The 22747-nt window shown below is 67.9% G+C and carries 19 protein-coding genes; 16 read left to right on the top strand and 3 right to left on the bottom strand.

Annotated elements, in window-relative coordinates; translation table 11 throughout:
- Nucleotides 1-198: 198 nt before the first annotated feature.
- Nucleotides 199-471, bottom strand: coding sequence for a DUF2061 domain-containing protein (locus tag AvAM_RS24120; protein ID WP_137749431.1), 273 nt, complete (start codon nt 469-471; stop codon nt 199-201).
- Between the two features lie 272 nt (nt 472-743).
- Here AvAM_RS24120 and AvAM_RS24115 point away from each other — a divergent pair, with 272 nt between their 5' ends.
- The 12 genes from AvAM_RS24115 to AvAM_RS24055 all read left to right on the top strand — a co-directional run bounded on the left by AvAM_RS24115 (nt 744) and on the right by AvAM_RS24055 (nt 16911).
- Nucleotides 744-1784, top strand: a complete 1041-nt coding sequence (locus AvAM_RS24115) for an SPFH domain-containing protein (protein WP_137749430.1) — start codon at nt 744-746, stop codon at nt 1782-1784.
- 129 nt (nt 1785-1913) lie between these two features.
- Entirely contained in the window at nt 1914-3425 is a 1512-nt protein-coding gene (locus tag AvAM_RS24110; RefSeq protein WP_137749429.1) for a DUF4178 domain-containing protein, read from the top strand.
- A gap of 94 nt (nt 3426-3519) precedes the next feature.
- The gene (locus tag AvAM_RS24105; RefSeq protein ID WP_171012392.1) at nt 3520-3738 is read left to right on the top strand and encodes a DUF350 domain-containing protein; all 219 of its coding nucleotides are present in this window, start codon (nt 3520-3522) and stop codon (nt 3736-3738) included.
- Between the two features lie 67 nt (nt 3739-3805).
- Nucleotides 3806-5371, top strand: a complete 1566-nt coding sequence (locus AvAM_RS24100) for a polyamine aminopropyltransferase (protein ID WP_137749427.1) — start codon at nt 3806-3808, stop codon at nt 5369-5371.
- Nucleotides 5372-5507: 136 nt separating this feature from the next.
- Nucleotides 5508-9269: a PAS domain S-box protein gene (locus tag AvAM_RS24095; RefSeq protein WP_137749426.1), complete on the top strand. Its 3762-nt coding sequence runs from the start codon at nt 5508-5510 to the stop codon at nt 9267-9269.
- On the top strand, nt 9266-10258 hold the full coding sequence (locus AvAM_RS24090) for a two-component system response regulator (RefSeq protein ID WP_137749425.1): 993 nt from the start codon (nt 9266-9268) through the stop codon (nt 10256-10258). The genes AvAM_RS24095 and AvAM_RS24090 overlap by 4 nt, the downstream gene beginning before the upstream one ends.
- A gap of 29 nt (nt 10259-10287) precedes the next feature.
- Complete coding sequence (locus AvAM_RS24085) at nt 10288-11991, top strand: FAD-dependent oxidoreductase (protein ID WP_137749424.1); 1704 nt, start codon at nt 10288-10290, stop codon at nt 11989-11991.
- Between the two features lie 24 nt (nt 11992-12015).
- Entirely contained in the window at nt 12016-12537 is a 522-nt protein-coding gene (locus AvAM_RS24080; protein WP_137749423.1) for a L,D-transpeptidase, read from the top strand.
- Entirely contained in the window at nt 12534-13904 is a 1371-nt protein-coding gene (locus AvAM_RS24075) for an MATE family efflux transporter (protein ID WP_137749422.1), read from the top strand. Before AvAM_RS24080 ends, AvAM_RS24075 begins: the two co-directional genes overlap by 4 nt.
- A gap of 156 nt (nt 13905-14060) precedes the next feature.
- Nucleotides 14061-15419, top strand: coding sequence for an esterase-like activity of phytase family protein (locus AvAM_RS24070; RefSeq protein ID WP_137749421.1), 1359 nt, complete (start codon nt 14061-14063; stop codon nt 15417-15419).
- Nucleotides 15420-15676: 257 nt separating this feature from the next.
- Nucleotides 15677-16381, top strand: a complete 705-nt coding sequence (locus tag AvAM_RS24060; RefSeq protein WP_094289742.1) for a riboflavin synthase subunit alpha — start codon at nt 15677-15679, stop codon at nt 16379-16381.
- 17 nt (nt 16382-16398) lie between these two features.
- Entirely contained in the window at nt 16399-16911 is a 513-nt protein-coding gene (locus AvAM_RS24055; RefSeq protein ID WP_137749420.1) for a GNAT family N-acetyltransferase, read from the top strand.
- Between the two features lie 3 nt (nt 16912-16914).
- Here AvAM_RS24055 and AvAM_RS24050 read toward each other — a convergent pair whose 3' ends face one another.
- A complete protein-coding gene (locus AvAM_RS24050; protein ID WP_137749419.1) occupies nt 16915-17808 on the bottom strand; it encodes a LysR substrate-binding domain-containing protein in 894 nt (297 codons plus the stop codon).
- Nucleotides 17809-17939: 131 nt separating this feature from the next.
- Between AvAM_RS24050 and AvAM_RS24045 the strand changes: the two genes are divergently transcribed.
- From AvAM_RS24045 to AvAM_RS26095, 4 genes are all read left to right on the top strand, one after another.
- Nucleotides 17940-18863, top strand: a complete 924-nt coding sequence (locus AvAM_RS24045) for a DMT family transporter (protein ID WP_137749418.1) — start codon at nt 17940-17942, stop codon at nt 18861-18863.
- Between the two features lie 107 nt (nt 18864-18970).
- Complete coding sequence (locus AvAM_RS24040) at nt 18971-19459, top strand: NUDIX hydrolase (protein WP_137749417.1); 489 nt, start codon at nt 18971-18973, stop codon at nt 19457-19459.
- Nucleotides 19460-19601: 142 nt separating this feature from the next.
- On the top strand, nt 19602-19895 hold the full coding sequence (locus AvAM_RS24035) for a hypothetical protein (protein WP_171012387.1): 294 nt from the start codon (nt 19602-19604) through the stop codon (nt 19893-19895).
- A gap of 144 nt (nt 19896-20039) precedes the next feature.
- Entirely contained in the window at nt 20040-21698 is a 1659-nt protein-coding gene (locus AvAM_RS26095; protein WP_137749416.1) for a DUF692 family multinuclear iron-containing protein, read from the top strand.
- Nucleotides 21699-21735: 37 nt separating this feature from the next.
- Here AvAM_RS26095 and AvAM_RS24025 read toward each other — a convergent pair whose 3' ends face one another.
- Nucleotides 21736-22716: a tripartite tricarboxylate transporter substrate binding protein gene (locus AvAM_RS24025; protein WP_137749415.1), complete on the bottom strand. Its 981-nt coding sequence runs from the start codon at nt 22714-22716 to the stop codon at nt 21736-21738.
- Between the last annotated feature and the right edge of the window lie 31 nt (nt 22717-22747).

Here is a 22747-nt window from a genome sequence, read left to right as displayed (position 1 = left end):
GCCTCACCCCATCCCCACATGCCCCGCCAGACGGGGCATGGTTGTTTCTGAGGCCAGCCTCAAGGCACTGAAGCGGGCTCAGCCGCCATGGGCCAGCCCCGCGAGGCGCTGGACCAGCCAGCGTTGAAAGGCCAAGCCGGTGGCGGTGCGGCTGCGCAGTGGAATGGTGTGCATGGTGGTGATCCTCGATGACGATGTTCAGGCGCCCTGAGTAGCGGGGTTGTTGCTGGGCGATGGGGTGGCGCTTTGACGTGCAGCGCGACGACCCACCCGGTCCCACGCCTTTTCATGAAAGAAGAAAGCGACCGCCTGCACCGTGGGCTCCAGCAGGCTCAGGGTGAGCGAGGCCCACAGGTTGCCAGTGACGGCATAGGCCACCAGGGCGGCCACGCAGATGTGGATCAGGTAGTAGCTGGCCGTCTTCATCAGCATGGTTTGGTTCTGGCGGGCAACGCGGCGGATGTGGGACATGGCGGGTTCCTTGTTCTTCAGGCTGCGGGGGGTGTGCAGCGATGGAGAAATGGTAGTGATTCGCAATAGCAAAGGCCAATTGATCATCGCTAAAGCGCAGATAGCCGCTATCCAATGACGCTGTGCGAAGCGCCAAGGCGTTTATCCCAAACAGACTGGTTCTGCGTGTGAACTAGTTCACGTTCAAGGGCTGAAAAAAGCCGCTGCCACCAAAGCCCCCGTTGCTATGATGGCCGCTCTTTTCAACCCCCTCTTTTGCTTTGGGAGCACACATGGCCCTCATGGACTTCATCAAGAAACAGTTCATTGACATCATTCAGTGGACCGAGGAGGGGGACGGCACGCTGGCCTGGCGCTACCCCATGGCCGGCATGGAAATCCAGAACGGCGGCACGCTGGTGGTGCGTGAATCGCAGATGGCGATTTTTGTGAACGAAGGCCAGGTGGCCGACGTCTTCGGCCCCGGCACCTACAAGCTCACCACGCAGACGCTGCCGGTGCTCACGTACCTCAAGAACTGGGACAAGCTCTTCGAGTCCCCCTTCAAGAGCGACGTGTACTTCTTCAGCACACGCCAGCAGATCGACCAGAAGTGGGGCACGCCCCAGCCCATCACGATCCGCGACAAGGACTTTGGCGCCGTGCGCCTGCGCGCATTCGGCAACTACGCCTTCCGCATTGCCGACCCCAAGCTGTTCCACACCGAGATCTCGGGCACGCGCGAGTCTTACCCCGTGGCGGACCTGGAAGGCCAGCTGCGCGGCATGGTGCTGCAGAACATCAGCAACGCCATTGCGGGCAGCGGCCTGCCGTTCCTGGACCTGGCGGCCAACCAGGTCATGTTTGCCGATGCGCTGACCAAGGAACTCGCGCCCATCTTTGCCAAGCTGGGCATCCTGATCGAGTCCCTCACGGTGCAGAACGTCTCGCTGCCCGAAGAGCTGCAGAAGATCCTTGACCAGAAGATCGGCATGGGCATGGTCGGCAACGACATGGCCAAGTTCATGCAGTACCAGACGGCCCAGGCCATCCCCAAGTTTGCCGAAGCCAGCGGTGGTGGCGGCGGCATTGCGGGCGATGCCATGGGCCTGGGCGCGGGCGTGGCGCTGGGCCAGGTGCTGGCGCAGAACCTGCAGCAAGGCCTGCAGGCCCCGGCGGCTCCCGCAGCGCAGGCTGCAGCCGCCCCGGTGGGTGTGAAGCCCGAAGAAGTGATGGCCACGCTCGAAAAGCTGGGCGACCTCAAGTCCAAGGGCATCCTCACGCAGGAAGAATTCGACACCAAGAAGGCCGAGCTGCTCAAGAAGCTGGTCTGACTAAGGCGTCACACACCTCGTGATTCAATTGCTATCATAAATATAGCTGTCTTCGCAGGAGGGACGCGCGCAAGGGGCCTGAAAAGCCCCAAAGCCGCGTGATGCGGCGCAGGCAGGACACTCCACACGATGGCCACCGACCCCACCCAGCGCTATTACCGCGCGCCCTGCCCTGGCTGCGGCGCGCCGGTGGAGTTCAAGAGCGCGCAGTCCACGCACGCCGTGTGTGGCTACTGCCAGAGCACCGTGGTGCGCAGCGGCGAGGTGCTCACGCGCCTGGGCAAGATGGCCGAGCTGTTCGACGACCACAGCCCGCTGCAGCTCATGGCCAGCGGGCGCATCCAGCTTGATGGCAAAGAGGAGCCCTTCACCCTCATCGGCCGCCTGCAGTACAAGGGTGATGCGGGTACGTGGACCGAGTGGGCCGCCTTCCTGAACGATGGCACGCTGGCCACGTTGGGCGAGGACAACGGCGCCTATGTCTTCACCCGGACCATCGACCCGGGCCGTGAGATGCCCGCGCCCGAGCGCTTCCGCATCGGCACCACCACGGCCATCAACGGCAAACCCTACAGCGTGGCCTACACCGGCCAGGCGCAGCTGATTTCGGCCCAGGGCGAGTTGCCCAAGTTGCCGCCGCTGGGCCAGCCGTTCGGCATGGTCGAGCTGAGGAGTGCCGATGGCGAGGTGGTCAGCATCGACTACGGCCATACCCCGCCCAACGTCGAGCGCGGCAAGTCCGTGCTGCTCGAAGACCTGCAGCTCAAAGGCCTGAAAGACGAATCCGCGAAGGACGAAAAAGGCCGCCAGTTCAACTGCCCGCACTGCGGTGCGCCGGTGCAGGTGCAGCTGTCCACCTCCAAGAGCATCACCTGCGGCTCGTGCGCCAGCATCATCAGCCTCGATAGCGGCGTGGGCGGCGAGCTGCGCTCGGCCGAGCAGGACGAACCCGTGCAGCCCCTGATCCCGCTGGGCAGCAAGGGCCAGTTGCAGGGCGTGCACTGGCAGGTGGTGGGCTTTCAGCACCGCATGGGGGTGGAGCCCGGCGATGACGAGCACTTTGGCTGGAGCGAGTACCTGCTCTACAACCAGAAGCGCGGTTTTGCGTTTCTCGTCGATTCGGAAGAAGGCTGGAGCATGGTGCGCCCCACCACGGGTGCACCGCAGATGGCGTCCACGGGCCGCTCGGCCACCTACATGGGCACCAAGTACGACCTCAAGTACACCTACGAGGCCGAGACAACCTATGTGCTGGGCGAGTTCTACTGGCAGGTCACGCGCGGGCAGAAGACGACCAACCGCGACTTTGCCAGCAGCAAGGGCCTGCTGTCGATGGAGCAAAGCCCGAACGAGATCACCTGGTCTGCGGGCGACAAGCTGTCCAGCGACACGGTGGCCAAGGCCTTCAAGCTCGAAGACAAGAAGGACGTGCTGCAGCGCGACGACCCGGGGCCTTTTGTGGCCAAGTCCGGCCTGGGCTGCGGCACCATCATCCTGCTTGCGATCGTCATCCTCATCCTGCTGTTGCTGCTCAGCCGGTGCAGCCGCTGCGACCCCCGGGTAGAAAATTGCTCCTCATCCAGCTACCGCAGCTCGGGGGGCTCGTATGGCGGGTACTCGTCCGGCGGCAGCCACAAGTAGCAACAAGCAAATAAGCAAGCAAGTCGCAGGCGCACCGCCCGGCCCCGTCCCTTTTTTAATAGACAGACAACCCTTCCAAGGAGATCACACCATGATGGGATTCGAATGGCTCAAACCCGCAGCGTTTCTCGGGTCCATCCTCTACGCCGTCATTGGCGTCATCATCTTCTGGCTGTGTTTTGTCATCGTGGACAAGATCACGCCCTACGACCTGTGGCGTGAGATTGTTGAAAAACAAAACCAGGCCCTGGGCTTGGTGGTGGCCGCGATGTGCCTGGGCATCAGCATCATCGTGGCGGCAGCGATCCACTGACCCCCTGCCCGCAGCCTGATGCCGCGCCTGCCACAGGCGCGCGCTGGTGACCGCCTTGGAACCTGACTTGACCCCTTCTGCCTCCCCGCCCGAGGCCCCGGCCGCTCCGACCGGTCCCCGCCCCATCGAAATCGCCCTGCTCATCAGCGTCTTTGTCGTGGCCGCATGCGGGCTGCTGTACGAGCTGGCGGCAGGGGCGCTGGCGTCCTATGTGCTGGGCGACTCGGTGCTGCAGTTCAGCACCATCATCGGCACTTACCTGTTTGCCATGGGCGTGGGCTCGTGGCTGTCGCGGTACTTTGAGCGGCAGCTGCCTGCGCACTTCCTGCGCATCGAACTGCTGGTCGCGCTGATTGGCGGCGCGCTGCCGGCCACACTTTTTTTGGCCAACGCCTACACGCCTGGCGCGTTCCGGTTTCTGCTGTACGGCATGGTGCTGATGGTGGGCACGCTGGTGGGGCTGGAGATCCCGCTGGTCATGCGTATCCTGAAGCGCAACGTGGCGCTCAAGGACCTGGTTTCGCAGGTGCTCACGTTCGACTACCTGGGCGCGCTGGCGGTGTCGATGGCGTTCCCGCTGCTCCTGGTGCCACAACTGGGGCTGATCCGCACCGGGCTGCTGTTCGGGGTGATGAATGCGGCCGTGGCGCTGTGGGCGGTGTGGCTGTTCCGGCATGAGCTGCGGCGGCTCAAGGCACACCTGGTGGCCTGCGTGATGGTGCTGGGCATCTTGCTGGCCGGGCTGGCGGGGGCCGAGCACATCACGAGTTTTGCCGAGGACAAGTTCTACCAGGACCGCATCGTGTTCAGCACGGCATCGCCCTACCAGCGCATTGTGGTCACCCAGGGGCGCTCGGGGCACCGGCTCTACCTCAACGGCAACCTGCAGTTCTCCGAGAGCGACGAGTACCGCTACCACGAGGCCCTGGTGCACCCCGCCATGGCCGCCCACGGCGCCGCCAAGCGCGTGGCCGTGCTGGGCGGCGGCGACGGCATGGCGGTGCGCGAGATCCTCAAGTACCCCTCGGTCGAGTCCGTGACGCTGGTGGAACTGGACCCGGCGATGACAAAAATCTTCAGCGAGAACCCGCGTCTGGCGCAGCTCAACGGCCATGCGCTGCAAAACCCGAAGGTGAAGATCGTCAACACCGATGCGTTTGGCTGGTTGCAGCAGGGCGCGCCGGACGAGCTGTTCGATGTGATCGTGGTGGACTTTCCAGACCCCACCAACTTCTCGATTGGCAAGCTCTACACCAACAGCTTCTATGCGCTGCTGGACAAGCGCCTGGCCGCCAGTGGCTATGCGGTGGTGCAGACCACCTCGCCCCTGGTGGCGCGCAAAAGCTACTGGACGGTGGTCCAGACCATCGAATCCGTGGGCCTCTCGACAGCGCCGTACCACGCGCATGTGCCCAGCTTTGGCGAGTGGGGTTTCATCATCGCCAGCCGCCGACCCTGGCGCGTGCCCGAGGCGCTGCCGGAGGGCCTGCGGTTCATGGGCGCCGACACGCTGCCGCTGCTGTTCGACTTTCCGCTCGACATGGCGCGTGTGCCGGGCGAGGTGAACCGCCTGTCCAACCAGGCGCTGGTGCACACCTATGAGCGCGAGTGGGGCAAGGTCGTGGCGCACTGAACGGCTGGCACCTGCTTGCGTGCCCTGTGTGGGCGGGCGCAGGTTCTGAGGGAATTGGAGGATTTGTCCCGCCCCTGGTGGCCTCACAATCCCGGACAAACACCGCGCGATGACCTGATTGCCGCAGGCGAACCCCATGCTGGACTCCTTTTTTCTCTCCAACGCCCCGGCCTACCCCCTGCTGTGGGCGAAGCACGACCCCTGGCTCGTGGCCCTGTCGGTGCTGATGGCGGTGCTGGCCTCGGTGCTGGCACTGCAGATGGCGGCACTGGCCCGGCGGGCGGACACTGGCTTCATGCGCCAGATGGCCCGGGGCTCGGGCGCACTGGCGCTGGGCGGGGGCATCTGGGCCATGCACTTCATCGGCATGCTGGCCTTTGCCGTGTGCGCGCGCGGGCAATTTGATGCGGCCACCACGGTGGTGTCCATGCTGCCCAGCGTGCTCGCCTCGTGGATTGCGCTGGGGCTCCTGATGCGCCGCACGGTCGGCCGCATGGCCCTGGTGGTGGGCGGGGTGCTGGTGGGTGCGGGCATTGGCGCCATGCACTACATCGGCATGGCCGCCTCGCAGTGGGCCACGGTAATGCGCTACGACCCCTGGGGGTTTGTGGCCTCGGTGCTGGTGGCGGTGCTGCTGGCCATCGTGGCGCTGTGGGTGCGCTTCGGGCTGGAGCGTGTGGTGCAGTGGCGCCCCTTGTACCTGAACAGCGCGGCCGGGGCGGTGATGGGCCTGGCGATTGCGGGCATGCACTACACGGGCATGGCGGCGCTGCGGTTCACCGACGCACCCGATGAACTGGTGCTGCTAGCCGCTGCCGAAAGCACCTCGCTCGCTGTGGCCGTGGCGGTGGTGGCTGTGGTCATCGGCCTGCTGGTGGTGGCCATCAATGCGGGCCTGCGCTACCGGCAGATGTTCATGAAGGTGCGCCAGAGCGAGTCGCGGCTGCGTGCGATTGCCGAAACCACGGTGGACGGCATCGTGATGATCGACGCCCAGGGCGTGGTGCAGTCGTTCAACGCGGCGGCCGAGCACATCCTGGGCTGGCCCGCTGCCGAGGTGCTGGGACAGAACGTGTCCATGCTCATGCCCGAGCCCGACCGGTCCCTGCACGACGGCTACCTGCAGCGCTACTTGGGCGGGCAAGGCGGCGGCGTGGTAGGCGGCAGCAGCCGCGAGGTGCGGGCGGTACGGCGCGATGGCAGCACCGTGCCCATCCGCATTTCGGTGGGGCGTGTGCAGCTCGATGGCGACCCGCTGTTTGTGGGCTTCATCGGCGACCTGAGCCAGCGCCACGCCATGGAGCAGGAGCTGCGCGACAGCGAGCAGCGCCTGCGCTCGCTGATGGACAACATTCCGGGCGTGAGTTTTCGCTGCCGCTACGACGCGGACTGGACCATGCTCTTCATCAGCGACGCTGTGACGGCGCTCACAGGCTGGGCACCGGAGGACTTTCTGGAAGGCCGCGTCAACTTCACGCAGCTCACGGTGCCCGACGAGGTGCCGCGTCTGTGGAACGAGGTGTCGGCCGCCATCGCGCTGCGCCGCCCCTACCACGTGGAGTTTGGCCTGGTGGACCGCCAGGGTCGCATGCGCTGGGTGTCCGAAAGCGGCCGCCCCGTGGTAGGCGCGGGTGGCGAGGTGCAGTGGATCGACGGCGTGATCATGGACATGACCGGCTTCAAGGAGCGCAATGCCGAGTTCGAGAGCACCGTGCGCGCTATCGACCGCGCACTGGCCGTGGCCGAGTTCGACCTGCAGGGCCATGTGATCACCGCCAACGCCAACTTCCGCGAGCTGATGGACTACCGGCTCGACGAGATCGTGGGCCAGCACCACCGCATGTTCTGCGAGCCCGCCTACGCCCAGAGCGCGGCCTACGCCGAGTTCTGGCAGCAGCTGCGCGAAGGCCGGTTGGACGGCGGTGAATACCTGCGCCTGGGCCGGGACGGGCGGCGCATTTGGATCCAGGCCACCTACAACCCCATCTTCGACGCCCAGGGCAGGCCCTTCAAGGTCGTCAAATTTGCCACCGACCTCACCCAGCGCCGAGCGATGGAGCATGAGCTGCGCGCCGCCAAGGACCGCGCCGAGCAGGCCGCCGCCGCGCGCAGCACCTTCCTGGCCAACATGAGCCACGAAATCCGCACGCCCATGAACGCCATCATCGGCTTCACCGAGGCCCTGCTCGACACCCCCATGGACGCCCAGCAGCGCCGCCACCTGGGCACGGTGCAGCACTCGGCGCGCTCCATGCTGCGGCTGCTCAACGACATCCTGGACACGGCCAAGCTCGAAAAAGGCGCGGTAGAGCTGGAGATCGCCGACTTCTCCCTGCCCGAGGTGTGCGACCAGATCCTGGCCTCGCTGCGCATCCACGCCGCCAAGAAGCGGCTGGAGCTGCAGTGCCTCACCACCGAGCAGGTGCCGCCCTACCTGCGCGGCGACGCGCTGCGGCTGCAGCAGGTGCTGCTCAACCTGCTGGGCAATGCGCTCAAGTTCACCCAGCGCGGCCATGTGCTGCTGCGGCTCGACTACCGGGACGGCACCCTGGTGGTGGAGGTGGAAGACACCGGCATCGGCATCGCGGCCCAGCACCTGGACCGCATCTTCGACCCCTTCGCGCAGGCCGATGCCTCCACCACCCGGCAGTTTGGCGGCACCGGCCTGGGCACCACCATCTCGCGCCAGCTGGTCGAGCTGATGGGCGGCAGCATCAGCGTGCGCAGCACCCTGGGTGTGGGCACCACCTTCACCGTGTGCCTGCCGCTGCCCCTGGGCCAGGCCACCGAGGCCGTGGCCACCACCAGCCATGCGGTGCAGCTGCCCCCGCTGCGCATCCTGGCGGTGGATGACGTGCCCGCCAACATCGAGCTGCTGCAGATCCACCTGGACAAGGGCCGCCACCAGACCACCGTGGCCCGCGACGGCGAAGAGGCCGTGGCGGCTTTCCAGTCAGGCCGCTTTGACTTGGTGCTGATGGACCTGCAGATGCCCGGCATGGACGGCCTGGAGGCCACGCGCCGCATGCGTGCGTTTGAACAGGAGCAGCGCCGCAAACCCGTGCCCGTGATCGCGCTGTCGGCCAGCGTGCTGGAGCAGGACCGGCGCAACGCACGCGCTGCGGGCATGGACGGATTTGCGAGCAAACCCCTGGAGCCCGCCCGCCTGTTCCGCGAGATCGCCCGCGTGCTCAAGCTGCAGCCCGATCCCGCCACATCGGGCTGGGGCGCGCTGACGGCGGCGTCCTCGCTGGCCAGCCTGGCCCCCGTGCCATCGCCCACGGCGCAGGCGCACACCGCCATCGACTGGGAGCGCGGCACTCGCCTGTGGGGCCAGCGCGCGCTGCTGCGCGACGCCATCGCCCGGTTTGTGGGCGACTACGAGGCCACCCCTGCCACCCTGCAGGCCCTGGTGGCCCGGCACGACATGGATGGCGCCCGCGCCCTGGCCCACCGCCTGCGCGGGGCGGCGGGCAACCTGGCGCTGGCGCCCATGCAGACGCTGGCCCAGCGCATCGAAGAAGCGGCCCACACGCTGGACCGCACCGCCCTGGGCTCGCTGGTGCCCGCGCTGCCCGCCGCCCTGTTGGCCGTGCAGCAGGCCCTGGCCCAGGAGCTGGACGCCGCCACGGCATCCGCCCCCGGCGTGGGCCAGCACATGCCCCTGGCACCTGCGCAGCGCGCCCAGGCCGATGCGGCCGCCCAGGCGCTGCAGCAGGCCCTGGCCCGTTCCGAACTGGCCCAGCCGCCGCTGGACGAACTGGCGCAGCTGCTGCCCGCCGATGCCATGGAGCGGCTGCAGGAGGCCATCGACACCTTTGACTTCGACCAGGCGCTGGCGCAGCTGCAGCAGCTGCGCACGCACTGGATCGATGCGCCCACGGAGAACCCCGTATGAACCCCACCCCCGACCTGCGGCCCCGCCTGCTCCTGGTGGACGACGAACCCACCAACCTGCAGGTGCTGCGCCACGTCCTGCAGGCCGACTACCGCCTGCTGTTTGCCACCGATGGCGAACGCGCGCTGCAGGTGGCGCGCGAGCAGCGGCCCGACCTGGTGCTGCTCGACATCATGATGCCGAACATGGACGGCTATGCCGTGTGCCGCACGCTCAAGGCCGATGCCGCCACCGCCGCCATCCCGGTGATCTTCATCACCGCCCTCACCGACAGCCAGGACGAAACCGCCGGGTTCGATGCGGGTGCGGTGGACTACATCACCAAACCCGTGAGCCCGCCCGTGGTGCGCGCGCGCGTGCGCACCCACCTGTCGCTGGTGCGGCTGGACGAGCTGCGCGAGACCCGCCTGCAGATCGTGCAGCGCCTGGGCCGCGCGGCCGAATACAAAGACAACGAAACCGGCATGCACGTGATCCGCATGAGCTACTTCGCGCAGCTGCTGGCGCTGGCCGCAGGCTGCAGCCCGGCCTGGGCCGAAGACCTGCTCAACGCCGCGCCCATGCACGATGTGGGCAAGATCGGCATCCCCGACGCCGTGCTGCGCAAGCCCGGCCCGCTGGATGCCGACGAGTGGGCCACCATGCGCCGCCACCCCGAGATCGGCGCCGAGATCATTGGCGAACACCCGGCCGGGGTGCTGCAGCTGGCGCGCGAGATTGCGCTGGCCCACCACGAAAAGTGGGACGGCAGCGGCTACCCCCGGGGCCTTGCGGGCGAGGCCATCCCGCTGTCGGCGCGCATCGTGGCCATTGCCGACGTGTTTGACGCCCTCACCACCCGCCGCCCCTACAAGGAGCCCTGGCCCGTGCAGGCGGCGCTGGACCACATCGCCGCCCAGGCGGGCCAGCATTTCGACCCCGCCCTGGTGTTGCTGTTCGCCCCGCTGCTGCCCCAGCTGCTGGAAGTGCGTGCGCGCTGGGCCGATTGAATGATTGAGACCCTGCGAGGCCCCACCCCATGACCGCATGGACCCTGCAGCGCCGCCAGTTTGTGGCGGGCGCTGCCGCCCTGGCCACGGCCGCCCTGGGCGGGTGTGAGCGCGCCGCAGCGCCTTTGCTGGGCGGCTTCACCGGCATCGACATCACACGCGGCCACCAGCTGCGCGACCTGCTGAAAACCGGCAACCTGCCCGCACCCGCCGTGGTGCGGCGCGCGCAGGTGATCATTGCGGGCGGTGGTGTGGCCGGGCTGGCAGCAGCACGTGCGCTGCGGCTGGCGGGCGTGCACGACTTTGCGCTGCTGGAGCTGGAAGACGCCCCCGGCGGCAACAGCCGGGGCACGGTGGTGGGCGGCCTGCCCTGCCCGCAGGGCGCGCACTACCTGCCCGTGCCCGGCGACGACGCGCGCGAGGTGCAGGCCCTGCTCGAAGAACTGGGCGTGCGCCGCCGCGTGGCCGGGCGCTGGCAGTACGACGAACGCCACCTGTGCCACAGCCCGCAGGAGCGTTTGTTCTTTGACGGCGAATGGCAGGAGGGCCTGCTGCCCGTGCACGGCGTGGGCGAGGCCACGCTGGCGCAGTACCGCCGCTTTGCGCGCGCCGTGGACGCCGAGGCCCGCGCCGCCCGGTTTGCCATGCCTGCGCTCAAGCTCTGGAGCCAAAAACAGCCGCTTGCGCTCGCCCATCAAGCGCTGGATGCTATTACTTTTGATAAGTGGCTGGCAGCGCAGGGGCTCGATGATGTGCACCTGCGCTGGTACCTCGACTACTGCTGCCGCGATGACTATGGTGCGGGCGCCCACCGCGTGTCGGCCTGGGCGGGCATCCACTACTTTGCCAGCCGCCATGGTTTCCATGCCCCCGGCGAGGCCCCGGACGAAGCCCGCGAAAGCGTGCTCACCTGGCCCGAAGGCAACGGCTGGATCACCCAGCGCCTGGCCGAGCCGCTGCGTGCACAGGGCCAGCTGCGCACCGCCACCAGCGTGCTGCGCATCACCGAAGGCCGCCACGGAGTGGAGGTGGACGCCCTCAACCACAGCACCGGCAACGTGGAGCGCTGGGTGGCGCCGCAGTGCATCGTGGCGCTGCCCGTGCTGCTGGCGGCGCGCGTGGTGCAGCAGCCGCCCGCCTTCCTCACGGGCGCGGCGCAGCGCCTGCAGTGGGCGCCCTGGCTGGTGACCAACATCCACATCGGCAGCCCGCTGGCCGACCACCCCGGCGCCGCGCCCGCGTGGGACAACGTGCTCTATGCCGACCCCTCGGCCGGAGGCCTGGGCTACGTCAACGCAGGCCACCAGCGCCTGGACACCCGCGCCACGCTCGCGGGCCCTACCGTGCTCACCTACTACCAGGCGCTGGGCGACCTGGCCGACGGCCGCCAGCAGCTGGCCACCCAGCCCTGGCAGCACTGGGCCGATGCCGCGCTGGCCGCACTCTCTGTGCCCCACCCCGACCTGCGCGAACGCGCCACACGCGTGGACATCACCCGCTACGGCCACGCCATGGCCATCCCCACACCCGGGGTGCTGGAATATTTGAGCCAAATTGGCCTTCTCCGCGCATCCAGTAAGCGCAAGCAGCTATCAAATGCAGAGCAATCGGCGTGGATCCCCACCCCCCGCACCGCGCGGCTGGCATTTGCGCACAGCGACTGGTCGGGCTATTCGGTGTTTGAAGAAGCCTTCACGCGCGGGCACGGCGCGGGCCTGGTGGCCGCAGGCTGACCCCCGATGGCAGGGATGGCAGGGATGGCAGGCCCCGAAGTGCACATCGACGTGGCGCAGCAGCGGCTGCACCTGGTGGTGCGCGGGGCCACAGAGCGCAGCTACACCATCTCCACCGCGCTGAACGGCGTGGGCGAACGCAACGGCAGCGGCTGCACTCCACGCGGCCAGCACCGCGTGCGCGCCAAGGTGGGCGCAGGCTGCGCGCCTGGCACGGTGTTTGTGGGGCGCCGCGCCACGGGCGAGGTGTATTCGCCCGCACTTGCTGCCGCCCACCCCGGGCGTGACTGGATCCTCACCCGCATCCTGTGGCTCACCGGCTGCGAGCCGGGCGTGAACCGGGGCGGCGCGGTGGACACGCTGCGCCGCTACATCTACCTCCACGGCTGCCCCGATGACTGCGCGATGGGCGTGCCGCTGTCGCACGGCTGCGTGCGCATGACCCATGCCGATGTGATCGACCTGTTTGACCGGGTGGTGGTGGGCACGCGGGTGACCATCCATGGCGCCTGGAATCCTTGGCTCCCGACGGACCCGCCGCCATGACAACGCCTCCATCGCCCTCATCGCCTTCGCTCGACCGCCGCTTTCTCGTCTTCCTGGGCCCGCTGGTGCTCAGCAACATCCTGCAGGCACTCACCGGCACGGTGAACCACATCTACGTGGGGCGGCTGCTGGGCGCGGGCCCGCTCGCGGCCGTGGCCTCGTTCATGCCGCTGTTCCTGCTGCTCAGCGCCTTCATCTTCGGGCTGGGCACGGGGGCGTCCATCCTGGTGGGCCAGGCCTTTGGCGCGCGCAACCCTGCGCGCCTGCATGCGGTGGCGGGCACCACGCTGTGCGCCGGGGTGCTGCTGGGCCTGGTGCTGGCTGCCGTGGGTCTGGTGGCCGTGCAGCCCCTGATGTTGCTGCTGGGCACGCCAGCCGATGTGTTGCACCAGGCGGTGGCCTATGCGCGGGGGATGGTGCTGCTGTTCCCCGTGCTGTTCACCTCCATGCTCACGGCCGCGCTGCTGCGCGGCACGGGCGACACCGTCACACCCCTGCGTGCGCTGGTGGTGTCGCTGGCGGTCACGCTGGTGTGTGCGCCGCTGTTCATCCGGGGCGTGCCTGCCCTGGGGCTCCCTGCGCTGGGCATTCTGGGCGGTGTGGCCGCGCTGCTGCTGGCCACGCTGTGCTCGCTGGGCTACACGGCCTGGCACCTGCGGCGCTGCGCCCATGTGCTGGCCCCCACGCGGGCGCTGGCCGCGCAGCTGCGGATCGATGCAGCCTTGCTGCGCACCCTGGTGCGGCTGGGCGTGCCCACGGGGCTGTTCTTCATCACCGGATCGCTGGCCGACCTGGGCCTGCTCAGCCTGGTCAATGCCCATGGCGCGGCGGCCACGGCGGCCTGGGGCACAGCCAGCCAGGTCATGTCGTACGTGTTGTTCCCGGCGATGGCCGTGGCCATGGCGTCGTCGGTGTTTGCGGCCCAGGCCATTGGCGCGGGGCAGGGCCAGCAGCTGGCGGCCGTCACGCGCACCGGCATGCGCATGAACCTGTGGCTCACCGGCGGCCTGGCCGTGCTGATGTTTGCCGCAGCGCCCTGGGTGGTGGGCCTGTTTGTGGCCGATGCGCGGGTGATCGACATCGCGGGGCAGGTGCTGCGCATCACCGTGTGGGGCGCGGTGTTCTTCGGGCTGGCCAGCGTGTACTCGGGCGTGATGCGCGCCAGCGGCACGGTGCTGGTGCCCACGCTCATCTCGCTGGGCTGCCTGGCCTGCCTCATCGTGCCGCTGGGCTGGATGCTGGGCCGCCAGTGGGGCCTGGTCGCTACCTGGGCGGCGTACCCCGCCACTTACCTGTGCGCGATGGTGCTGCAGGGGCTGTACTTCCATGGCGTGTGGCGGCGCCAGGCGGTGCAGCGTCTGATCTGATCGAAAAAGGGCTCCTGCGCCTGATGGGTAAGCCTGAATAGCTATAAAAATAATAGCTTTCCCGGAGCCCTGCCCGCCAAGCCAGCGGCATGGCCGTCACAGCGCCGTCACGCGCTCGCGGCATCGTGGCCGCTTTACTTTTTTGCCCTTGCCACCATGTCCCGATTTTCTGCCCTGGCCGCTTGCGCCGCGCTGGCCTGCGCCGCCGCTTCTTCCCCTGCCATCGCCCAGCAGGCCTACCCCGCCACCCTGGCCGGCCACGCCGTGCTACCCGCCCTCACTGTGATTTCCGCGCCCAAGGACGCGCCACAAGACCTGCAGGTGGCGGGCAAGTTCACCACCCCGCGCCGCGTGGACGCCGTGGGCAGCGTGATGGGTCGGTCGGGCGGCCGCGACACCGGCGTGTCACTGCCTTTCCAGGGCCAACCCATCCAGGGCCACTCGGGCATCAAGCGCATGGCCGACGGCTCGTTCTGGATCCTCACCGACAACGGCGCGGGCTCCAAGGCCAACTCGCCCGACTTCATGCTGCACCTGAGCCACTACACCGTGGACTTCAAGTCGGGCCAGTTCAACCGCCTCAAGACCCTCTTCCTGCACGACCCCGACAAGAAGATCCCCTTCCGCATCACCCACGAAGGCACGGCCACGCGCTACCTGACCGGCGCCGACTTCGACCCCGAGAGCTTCCAGTTCGCCGGTGGCGCGCTGTGGATCGGTGACGAGTTTGGCCCCTTCCTCATCAAGGCCGACCTGAACGGCAAGGTGCTGGGCGTGTTCGAGACGCAGGTGGACGGCAAGGTCGTGCGCTCGCCCGATGCGCCCGGAGTGTTGATGCCCGGCGCCCCCGACGCCAAGCCCACGCCGTTTGAAGTCAAGCGCTCCAAGGGCTACGAAGGCATGGCCTCCAGCAAAGACGGCAGCAAGCTCTATGCGCTGCTCGAAGGCGCGCTGTGGAACGACAACGCCAAGGCGTACGAAAACCTGGGCGGCAAGCAGTACCTGCGCGTGCTCGAATTTGATGTGAAGACGGAGCAATGGACCGGCCGCCACTGGAAGTACGTGCTGGAGGCCAACCACCACGCCATTGGCGACTTCAACATGATCGACGGCACGACAGGTTTGATCATCGAGCGCGACAACGGCGAAGGCACGGCCGACAAGGCCTGCCCCGAGGGCCAGAAGCGCACGGACTGCTTCCACGACCTCGCCAAGTTCAAGCGTGTCTACAAGGTCGAGATGAGCGACGCCAACGTGGGCGGCGAGATCCGCAAGGTGGGCTTCATCGACCTCATGAACATCCAGGACCCCAAGCGCCTGGCCAAAAAGCCGCTGAACAACGGCGTGCTCACCTTCCCGTTCTTCACCATTGAAAACGTGGACATCGTGGACGGCACACACATCGTGGTGGGCAACGACAACAACCTGCCTTTCAGCAGCAGCCGCGACCCGAACAAGGCGGATGACAACGAGCTGGTGCTGCTCGAAGTGGGCGAGTTGCTGCGCGCAAGGTAAGAGGCCCCCCCCCTGAGACGCTTCGCGTCTTCCCCCCGCTCTCGCGCTGCGCGCGGGCAGGGGGACGCAGCCCTCGCTGCGGGGCGGCCCTTGCTCGGCTGCCCCGGGCTGGGTCGTGCCAGTTTTGGGCGCTGCGGGCAGGTGCGAGGCCTCGTTAAGACCGGTGTGTGGGGGCTCCAACCCTTGGGACACCTTTGAATGCTGCGGGTGGCAAAATTCCCGGTTCCCGTTCCAACGTACCCGGAAGCCGCGCCACCATGTTCACAGGCATCGTCCAAGCCACGGCAGGCATTGCCGCCATTCACGACCGCGCAGGGCTGCGCACGTTCACACTCGATTTCCCCGAGGGCTTCTGCCAGGACCTGGCCATTGGCGCCAGCGTGGCCACCGATGGCGTGTGCCTCACGGTCACCGAGATCCTGTCGCCCACGCAGGCCAACTTCGACGTGATGCTGCAGAGCCTGAACATCACCACGCTGGGCAGCTACGCGCAGGGCGACCGCGTGAACGTGGAGCGCGCGGCCAAGGACGGCGCCGAGATCGGCGGCCACCCGTTGTCGGGCCATGTGGACTTCACCGGCACGCTCATCGAACGCCGCGAGTTCGACAACAACCTGGTCTGGCGCGTGGCCGTGCCCGAGGCGTTTCGCCGCTACATCTTTGCCAAGGGCTACATCGCCATCCACGGCGCCAGCCTCACGGTGGCCGAGGTGAACCGGCAAGAGGGCTGGTTCGAGATCTGGATGATCCCCGAGACCCGCCGCGCCACCGTGTTTGAAAACAAAAAAGTGGGCGACCGCCTGAACATCGAGATCGAGCGCAGCACCCAGGTGGTGGTGGACACCGTGCGCGAGGCCGTGCAGGAGAGCCTGGGCCGCCTGCAGCCCGTGCTGGAGGCGCTGCTGAAGGAAAAGGGCCTGTCACTCGACGACTTTGTGCAGGCCCCTGTGCTGCCGCACTGACCCAGCGAAGCTCTCCCATGTCCGTGGTGGTGCGCCCGCTGGCGCTGAGCGATCTGGCCGACTTGCTGGCCGTGCAACTGGCTTGTTATGGCGAAGGGTTTGTAGAAAGTGGCGAGGTGTTTGCCCGCCGCCTGGCCAGCCCCGCCAATTGTTCGCTGGTGCTGGAGCAGGGCGGCACGGTGTGCGCCTACCTGGCGGCCTACCGCAGCGTGCGTGGCAAGGTCACCCCGCTGCATGGCGACTTTGAAGCCACATCTGCAGCCGACACCCTGTACCTGCACGACATGGCCGTGTTGCCCACCCGCGCGGGCCAGGGACTGGCGCAGGCGCTGCTCACGCCGCTGTGGGCGCGTGCTCAGCAAGAAGGCTTGCGCCACACGGCGCTGGTGTCGGTGCAGGGCTCGCAGGGCTACTGGGCGCGCCACGGCTACGTGCAGCAGGTGCTGCAGGACGCTGCGCAGCGCCAGCGCCTGGCCACCTATGGCGAGGGCGCGTGTTACATGGTGCGCAGCCTGGCGGCAGCGCTGTAGCCGTCACCCCGCGCTGATGCCTTCGGCCTGCGCGCCCTCGTCCAACACCCAGTCGCGAAAGCGCCGCAGCGCAGGGTCGATCAGGGCCTCGGGACGGTAGACCAGGCGGTAGCCCAGTGGCGCTGCCACCCGTGGGGCCTGCAGGCCGACCAGAGCGCGGGTGGCCAGGGCCCGTGCCACCTTGGTGCGTGTCACGAGTGCAAAGCCCTGCCCCGCCAGGGCGGCCTCCACGGCACCACTGGCGCCCGCAAACACCACACCCTGGCCGCTGTCCACCCGTGCCAGGCCCTGGGTGCGGCACCACAGGCGCCAGTCGTCGCGTTGCCCGTCGTGCAGCAGCCGGGGGCCGGTGATGTCCGCCAGCTGGGCCCAGAGGCGGGGCGCCACCAGGCGCGGGCTGCACACGGGCACCAGGTCGTCGTCCAGCAGCCACTCTGCGTGCAGGCCCGGGTAGGGGCCGATGCCATGGCGCACCGCGAAATGCATGTCCTCGGCCAGCAGGTCCACCGCGCGGTGGGTGCTGTTCACGTGCACATCCAGCTCGGGCGCGTGCTGCAGAAAAAGCTGCAGGCGTGGCACCAGCCACCGTGCCGCGAAGTCGGGTGTGCAGCTCACCCGGACCACGCGGCGCGCACCTGCGGCCAGCCGGGCGGTGGCGTGGCCGATGCGGGCCAGCGCCTCGCCGCAGGCGGCCTGGTAGTCCATGCCTGCGGGGGTGAGGGCCAGGCCGCGCGGCAAGCGCTCAAACAGCGCACAGCCCAGGAAATCCTCCAGGCGCCGCACTTGCTGCGACACCGCCCCGGGCGTGACGTGCAGCTCGCGCGCAGCCTCGCGCACGCTGCGGTGGCGCGCCGTGGCTTCGAAAAAGCGCACGGCAATCAGTGGAGGGAGTTTCATCGGTGCGGGCCCAGGCTGTTCATCGCTGCTAAACAGCCGTAGAGGATAAATCGTTTGCCAGAAATCAACGCAGTTTCAACAATACACCGCATGTTCTCCAGTTCCCGCTGACCGACCTTCCAGGTGCCGATATGCCATTGCCCAGTTTCCTGCGACTCCTTCTGCTGGCTGCCCTCTGGGGCGGCAGCTTCTTGCTGATGCGCGTGGCCGCGCCCGTGCTGGGCGCCCTGCCCACCACCTTTGCCCGGGTGCTGCTTGGCGCCACGGGGCTGGCGTTGCTGCTGGTGGTGCTGCGCTTGCGCCCGCGGTTTGGGGGCAAGCTGGGCGCCACGCTGGTGCTGGGGGTGGTGAACTCGGGCATCCCTTTCCTGATGTTTGCGATGGCAGCACGCAGCCTTCCGGCGGGCTACAGCGCCATCCTCAACGCCACCACACCGCTGATGGGCGTGCTCATCGGGGCGCTGGCGTTTGGTGAGCGCATCACGGCGGCGCGTGTGGGTGGGATGGTGCTGGGCATGGCGGGCGTGGCGGTGCTGGCCCAGGCCGGGCCGGTGGCACTCACGCCCGAGGTGCTGGGCGGCATGGGGGCCTGCCTGGTGGCCACGGCCTGTTATGGGCTGGCGGGGTTTCTCACCAAGCGCTGGATCACTGAGCGCGGGGGGCTCGACAGCCGCATCGTGGCCCTGGGCAGCCAGATGGGGGCTGTGCTGGTCCTGGTGCCGGTGGTGGCCTGGGAGCTGCTGCGCCAGCCTGCCGCCGCAACAGCCTGGCTGGCGGCCCCGGCGCCCGTGTGGGGTGCGCTGCTGGGGCTGGGATTGTTGTGCACGGCCCTGGCCTATGTGCTGTATTTCCGGCTGATTGCCGACGTGGGGCCGCTCAAGGCGCTCACCGTCACCTTCCTGATCCCGCTGTTTGGTGTGGCCTGGGGCTGGCTGCTGCTGGGCGAGCCCGCGACCCTGGCCCATGTGGCGGGCGGTGGCCTGATTGCTGCGGCGCTGTGGCTGGTGTTGCGGCCCGTGCCAGCGGCACCCGTGGCGCTGAGCGGCGCCCGCTGATGCGCGGCCTGCCATCCGATTGAGCGGGCGACGGCGGGCGGGGTTGAGTGGCCCCAGAAGGCGTGAGCGCTGCCCCGCCGTCACACGGCATGGTCATAATGCGCGCCATGCCCCACCGCTGGAAACCCAACGTCACCGTGGCCGCGCTCATCGAGCGCGACGGCCGCTTTCTGCTGGTCGAGGAAGAAACCACGGACGGCCTCAAGCTCAACAACCCCGCAGGCCACCTGGACCCGGGCGAGTCGCCCATCCAGGCCTGCGCGCGCGAGGTGCTGGAAGAAACGGCCCACGACTTCGAGCCCACAGCGCTGATTGGTGTGTACCTCAACCGCTTCACCAAAACCCGCACGGGCGATGACCTCACCTACATGCGTTTTGCGTTTGCGGGCACGCTGGGCACGCACCACGACTGGCGCACGCTCGACACCGGCATCGTGCGCACGCTGTGGCTCACGGCCGACGAGATCCGTGCCTGCCCCGAGCGCCATCGCAGCCCGCTGCTGCTGCGCTGCCTGGAGGACTATCTGGCGGGCCAGCGCTTTCCGCTGACCCTGGTGCACACCGACATTTCGGTGACGGAACCCGCAGCGCAGTAGCGCTGGGCCCCAACGCAAAATTTTTCTGGACTGCATGTAACCCGCAACGCGCGGGGAGCGAATTACCAGGCAGAGAGCGCGGCACTGTGTCGCGTGATCTACCCGCTTGATTTGTTCCTCAACGTTTACGGAGTCATCCACCATGCTGTCCACCCACGCCAAGTCCACCGCCTCTTTCGCCCTGTCTGCTGCCCTGCTGGCATTGGCGTCCACCAGCTTTGCGGCCGATGCGCCCAAAGGCTCCAAGGGCGCGGCCGTTGCCGCCAACGACAAGGTGCACTGCTACAACGTGCACGACTGCAAGGGCAACAGCGACTGCTCCACCGCCGAGCACAGCTGCAAGGGCCAGAACGCCTGCAAGGGCCACGGTTTCAAGGCCAAGACGGCCGCGCAGTGCCTCATGGAAAAGGGCACCATCGGCGATATCAAGGGATAAGGCAAGAAGCCCCCCTGAGGCGCTGCGCGCCATCCCCCCAGGGGGACACCGCCAGCGCGGCGGGGCGGCCCTTGCGCGGCGGTGCTCGCCTTGGGGCGCGCCAGTTGCATCGCACTCGGCCGATGCGCCCCCTTTGATTGAGTCATGGCATACGAACCCATCGCCACGCGCGGCACTGGCTTTGGCCTGGGGCTGCGCACGCAGCACTACGCCGATTTCCTCGCGCGCCAGCAGCCGCTCGACTGGCTGGAAATCATCACCGACAACTACCTCATCGACGGCGGCAAGCCGCTGGCGGTGCTCGATGCCATCCGGCGCGACTACCCCGTGGCCATGCATGGCGTGGCGATGTCGATTGGCGCAGCGCAGGGCGTGGATCTGCCGTATCTGCAAAGCGTGAAGGCACTGGCCGACCGCATCGAGCCGCTGTGGGTGTCCGACCATCTGTGCTGGACAGGCCCCGGCCCCGAGCAGCTGCACGACCTCTATCCGCTGCCCTACACCGACGAGTCTGCGCGGCATGTGATTGCGCAAATCCGCCGTGCGCAGGATGTGCTGGGCCGCAGGCTGGTGCTGGAGAACGTATCGAGCTACATCCGCTACCGGCACGACAGCGCGAGCGAGTGGCAGTTCCTGGCCCATATTGCGCAAGAGGCCGACTGCCTGCTGCTGGTGGATGTGAACAACATCTACGTGAGCAGCGTGAACCATGGCTTTGACCCGCTGACCTACCTGCATGCCCTGCCTGCGCACCGGGTGCAGCAGATCCACCTGGCCGGGCACAGCAACAACGGCGACCACATCATCGACACGCACGACCACCCGGTGGCGCAGCCTGTGTGGAATCTGTACGCCCAGGCCTGCCAGCGCTTTGGCGCCGTGGCCGCGATGATCGAGCGCGACGACCACATCCCGCCGCTGGCCGAGCTGCTCGATGAAATGGCGACGGCGCGGCGCATAGCGGCGGAGCATGTGGCCTCGCCTGAATCCGCCACCGCTGTGGCCATGGCCTGGGCCCCAGCGGCGGACCCGTTGCCACTGGCCGCAGTGCAGCGCCACTTTGCCGACTGCGTGCTGGCAGAAGCGCTACCGCCCAGCACCACCGAAGACCCCATCACCGGCCGCCTGCGCATCTACCACCACGCCTACCGCGCGCGGCTGGCCGAGGTGCTGGCCGACACCTATGCCAAGACGGCTCTCTACATGGGCTCCGACACCTTCGAAACACATGCGCGCGACTACGCCGTGGCCCACCCGCCCTGCACGCACAGCCTGAACCGGTACGGCGAAGGCCTGGTGCATGCGCTGCGCACCGCCTATCCCGACAACCCCGAGCTGCACGAGCTGGCCCAGCTCGATTGGGACCTGCGCACCCGGTTTGACACAGCAGACATGGCGGTGCTGGACCTGGACAGTGCCTCCACCTGCGGCGACTGGACCACCTGGGCCGATGTGCTGCACCCCAGCGCCTTGCTGCGCACCGTGACGACCAACGTGGTGAGCCTGTGGAATGCCATCCATGCAGACGATGATGTGCCCGAGTCCACCGCCTTGCCCGCGCCCGCTACGCTGCTGGTCTGGCGCAAGGGCCACCAGCCGCATTTCCAGACGCTGGAGGGCGCGCAGGCGGCCTGGCTCGGCCACCTGCATGCGGGAGCATCGGTGCAAGACGCCTGTGCCGCATTGCTCGAATCGGGCCAGTGGAGCGGTGATGCCAGCGTGCTGGGGCCCTGGCTCGCGCAGTTGCTGAACGACGGCCTGGTGCGCCGGGATGGTGGGGCCTGCCTCCTTGGGGCCGCGTAGATAGGCCCTGGCCCCGCGCCGGGCCCGTCGCGGCGGGTCACTCTGCGGTGAGCTTGCGCTCCTTGATGATGGTGGCCCATTGCGTCGATTCCTTCTTCATGAAGGCCGTGAGTTCCGCACGGGTGGTGGGCTGGGGCGTGAGGCCGTGTTTGTTCAGTGCCTCCTTCACGCCTGCGTCGTTCAGCACCTTCACGATCTCCTGGTTCCAGCGCTCCAGCAGCGGCACGGGCGTCTTGCCGGGGGCCACGAAGGCGTACCAGTTGAGCGCTTCAAACCCCGGGTAGCCCGCCTCTGCCACGGTGGGGATGTTGGGCATGTACGAGGGCCGTGTGAGGCCGGTGGTCGCCAGGGGGATGAGCTTGCCGGCCTCGATGTGCGGCAGCGCGGTGGGCGGTGCGGCAAAGTACGAGGTCACGCGCTCGCCCAGCAGGTCCTGCAATGCCGGGGCGCCCCCCTTGTAGGGCACATGGGTCATGTCGATGCCCGCGCGCTGGTTGAACAGCTCGCCCGCCAGGTGCGATGCCGAGCCTGCACCGGTGGAGGCAAAGTCCACGCTGCCGGGCTTCTTCTTGGACAGCTGCACAAACTCGGCCAGCGTCTTGGCGCCCGCGCCCTTGTGCACCACCAGCACGTTGGGGAAGTTCACCCCGCCCGACACTGCAGCCAGGTCCTTGAAGGGGTCGTAGGTCAGCTTCATCAGGTGTGGCGCAATGGTCAGCGGCCCCACCGATCCGAGCAGCAGCATCGAGCCATCGGCGGCTGCATTGGCCACAAACTGGTGCGCGATGTTGCCGCCCGCGCCACCCTTGTTGTCCACCACCACCGACTGGCCGATGTTTTCGCCCAGCTTCTTGGCGATGAGCCGCGCCGCCGCATCCGCCGCGCCGCCTGCGGCAAAGCCCACGACCAGCGTGACGGGCTTCTTGGGCGGGAAATCCTGCGCGTGGGCTGCGCCAGACAGCGTCGCGGCAGCGGTGGCGAGTGCCAGTGCGCTCATCAAGAGGGTGCGTTTTTTCATGGGGTCTCCTTCATCGTGGATGGTGGGGTGC

The organism is Acidovorax sp. NB1 (assembly GCF_005405905.1).
Classification (GTDB): Bacteria; Pseudomonadota; Gammaproteobacteria; order Burkholderiales; family Burkholderiaceae_C; genus Acidovorax.
Note: the sequence above shows the minus strand (reverse complement) of the source record. Positions and strands in the feature narration are given on the sequence as shown.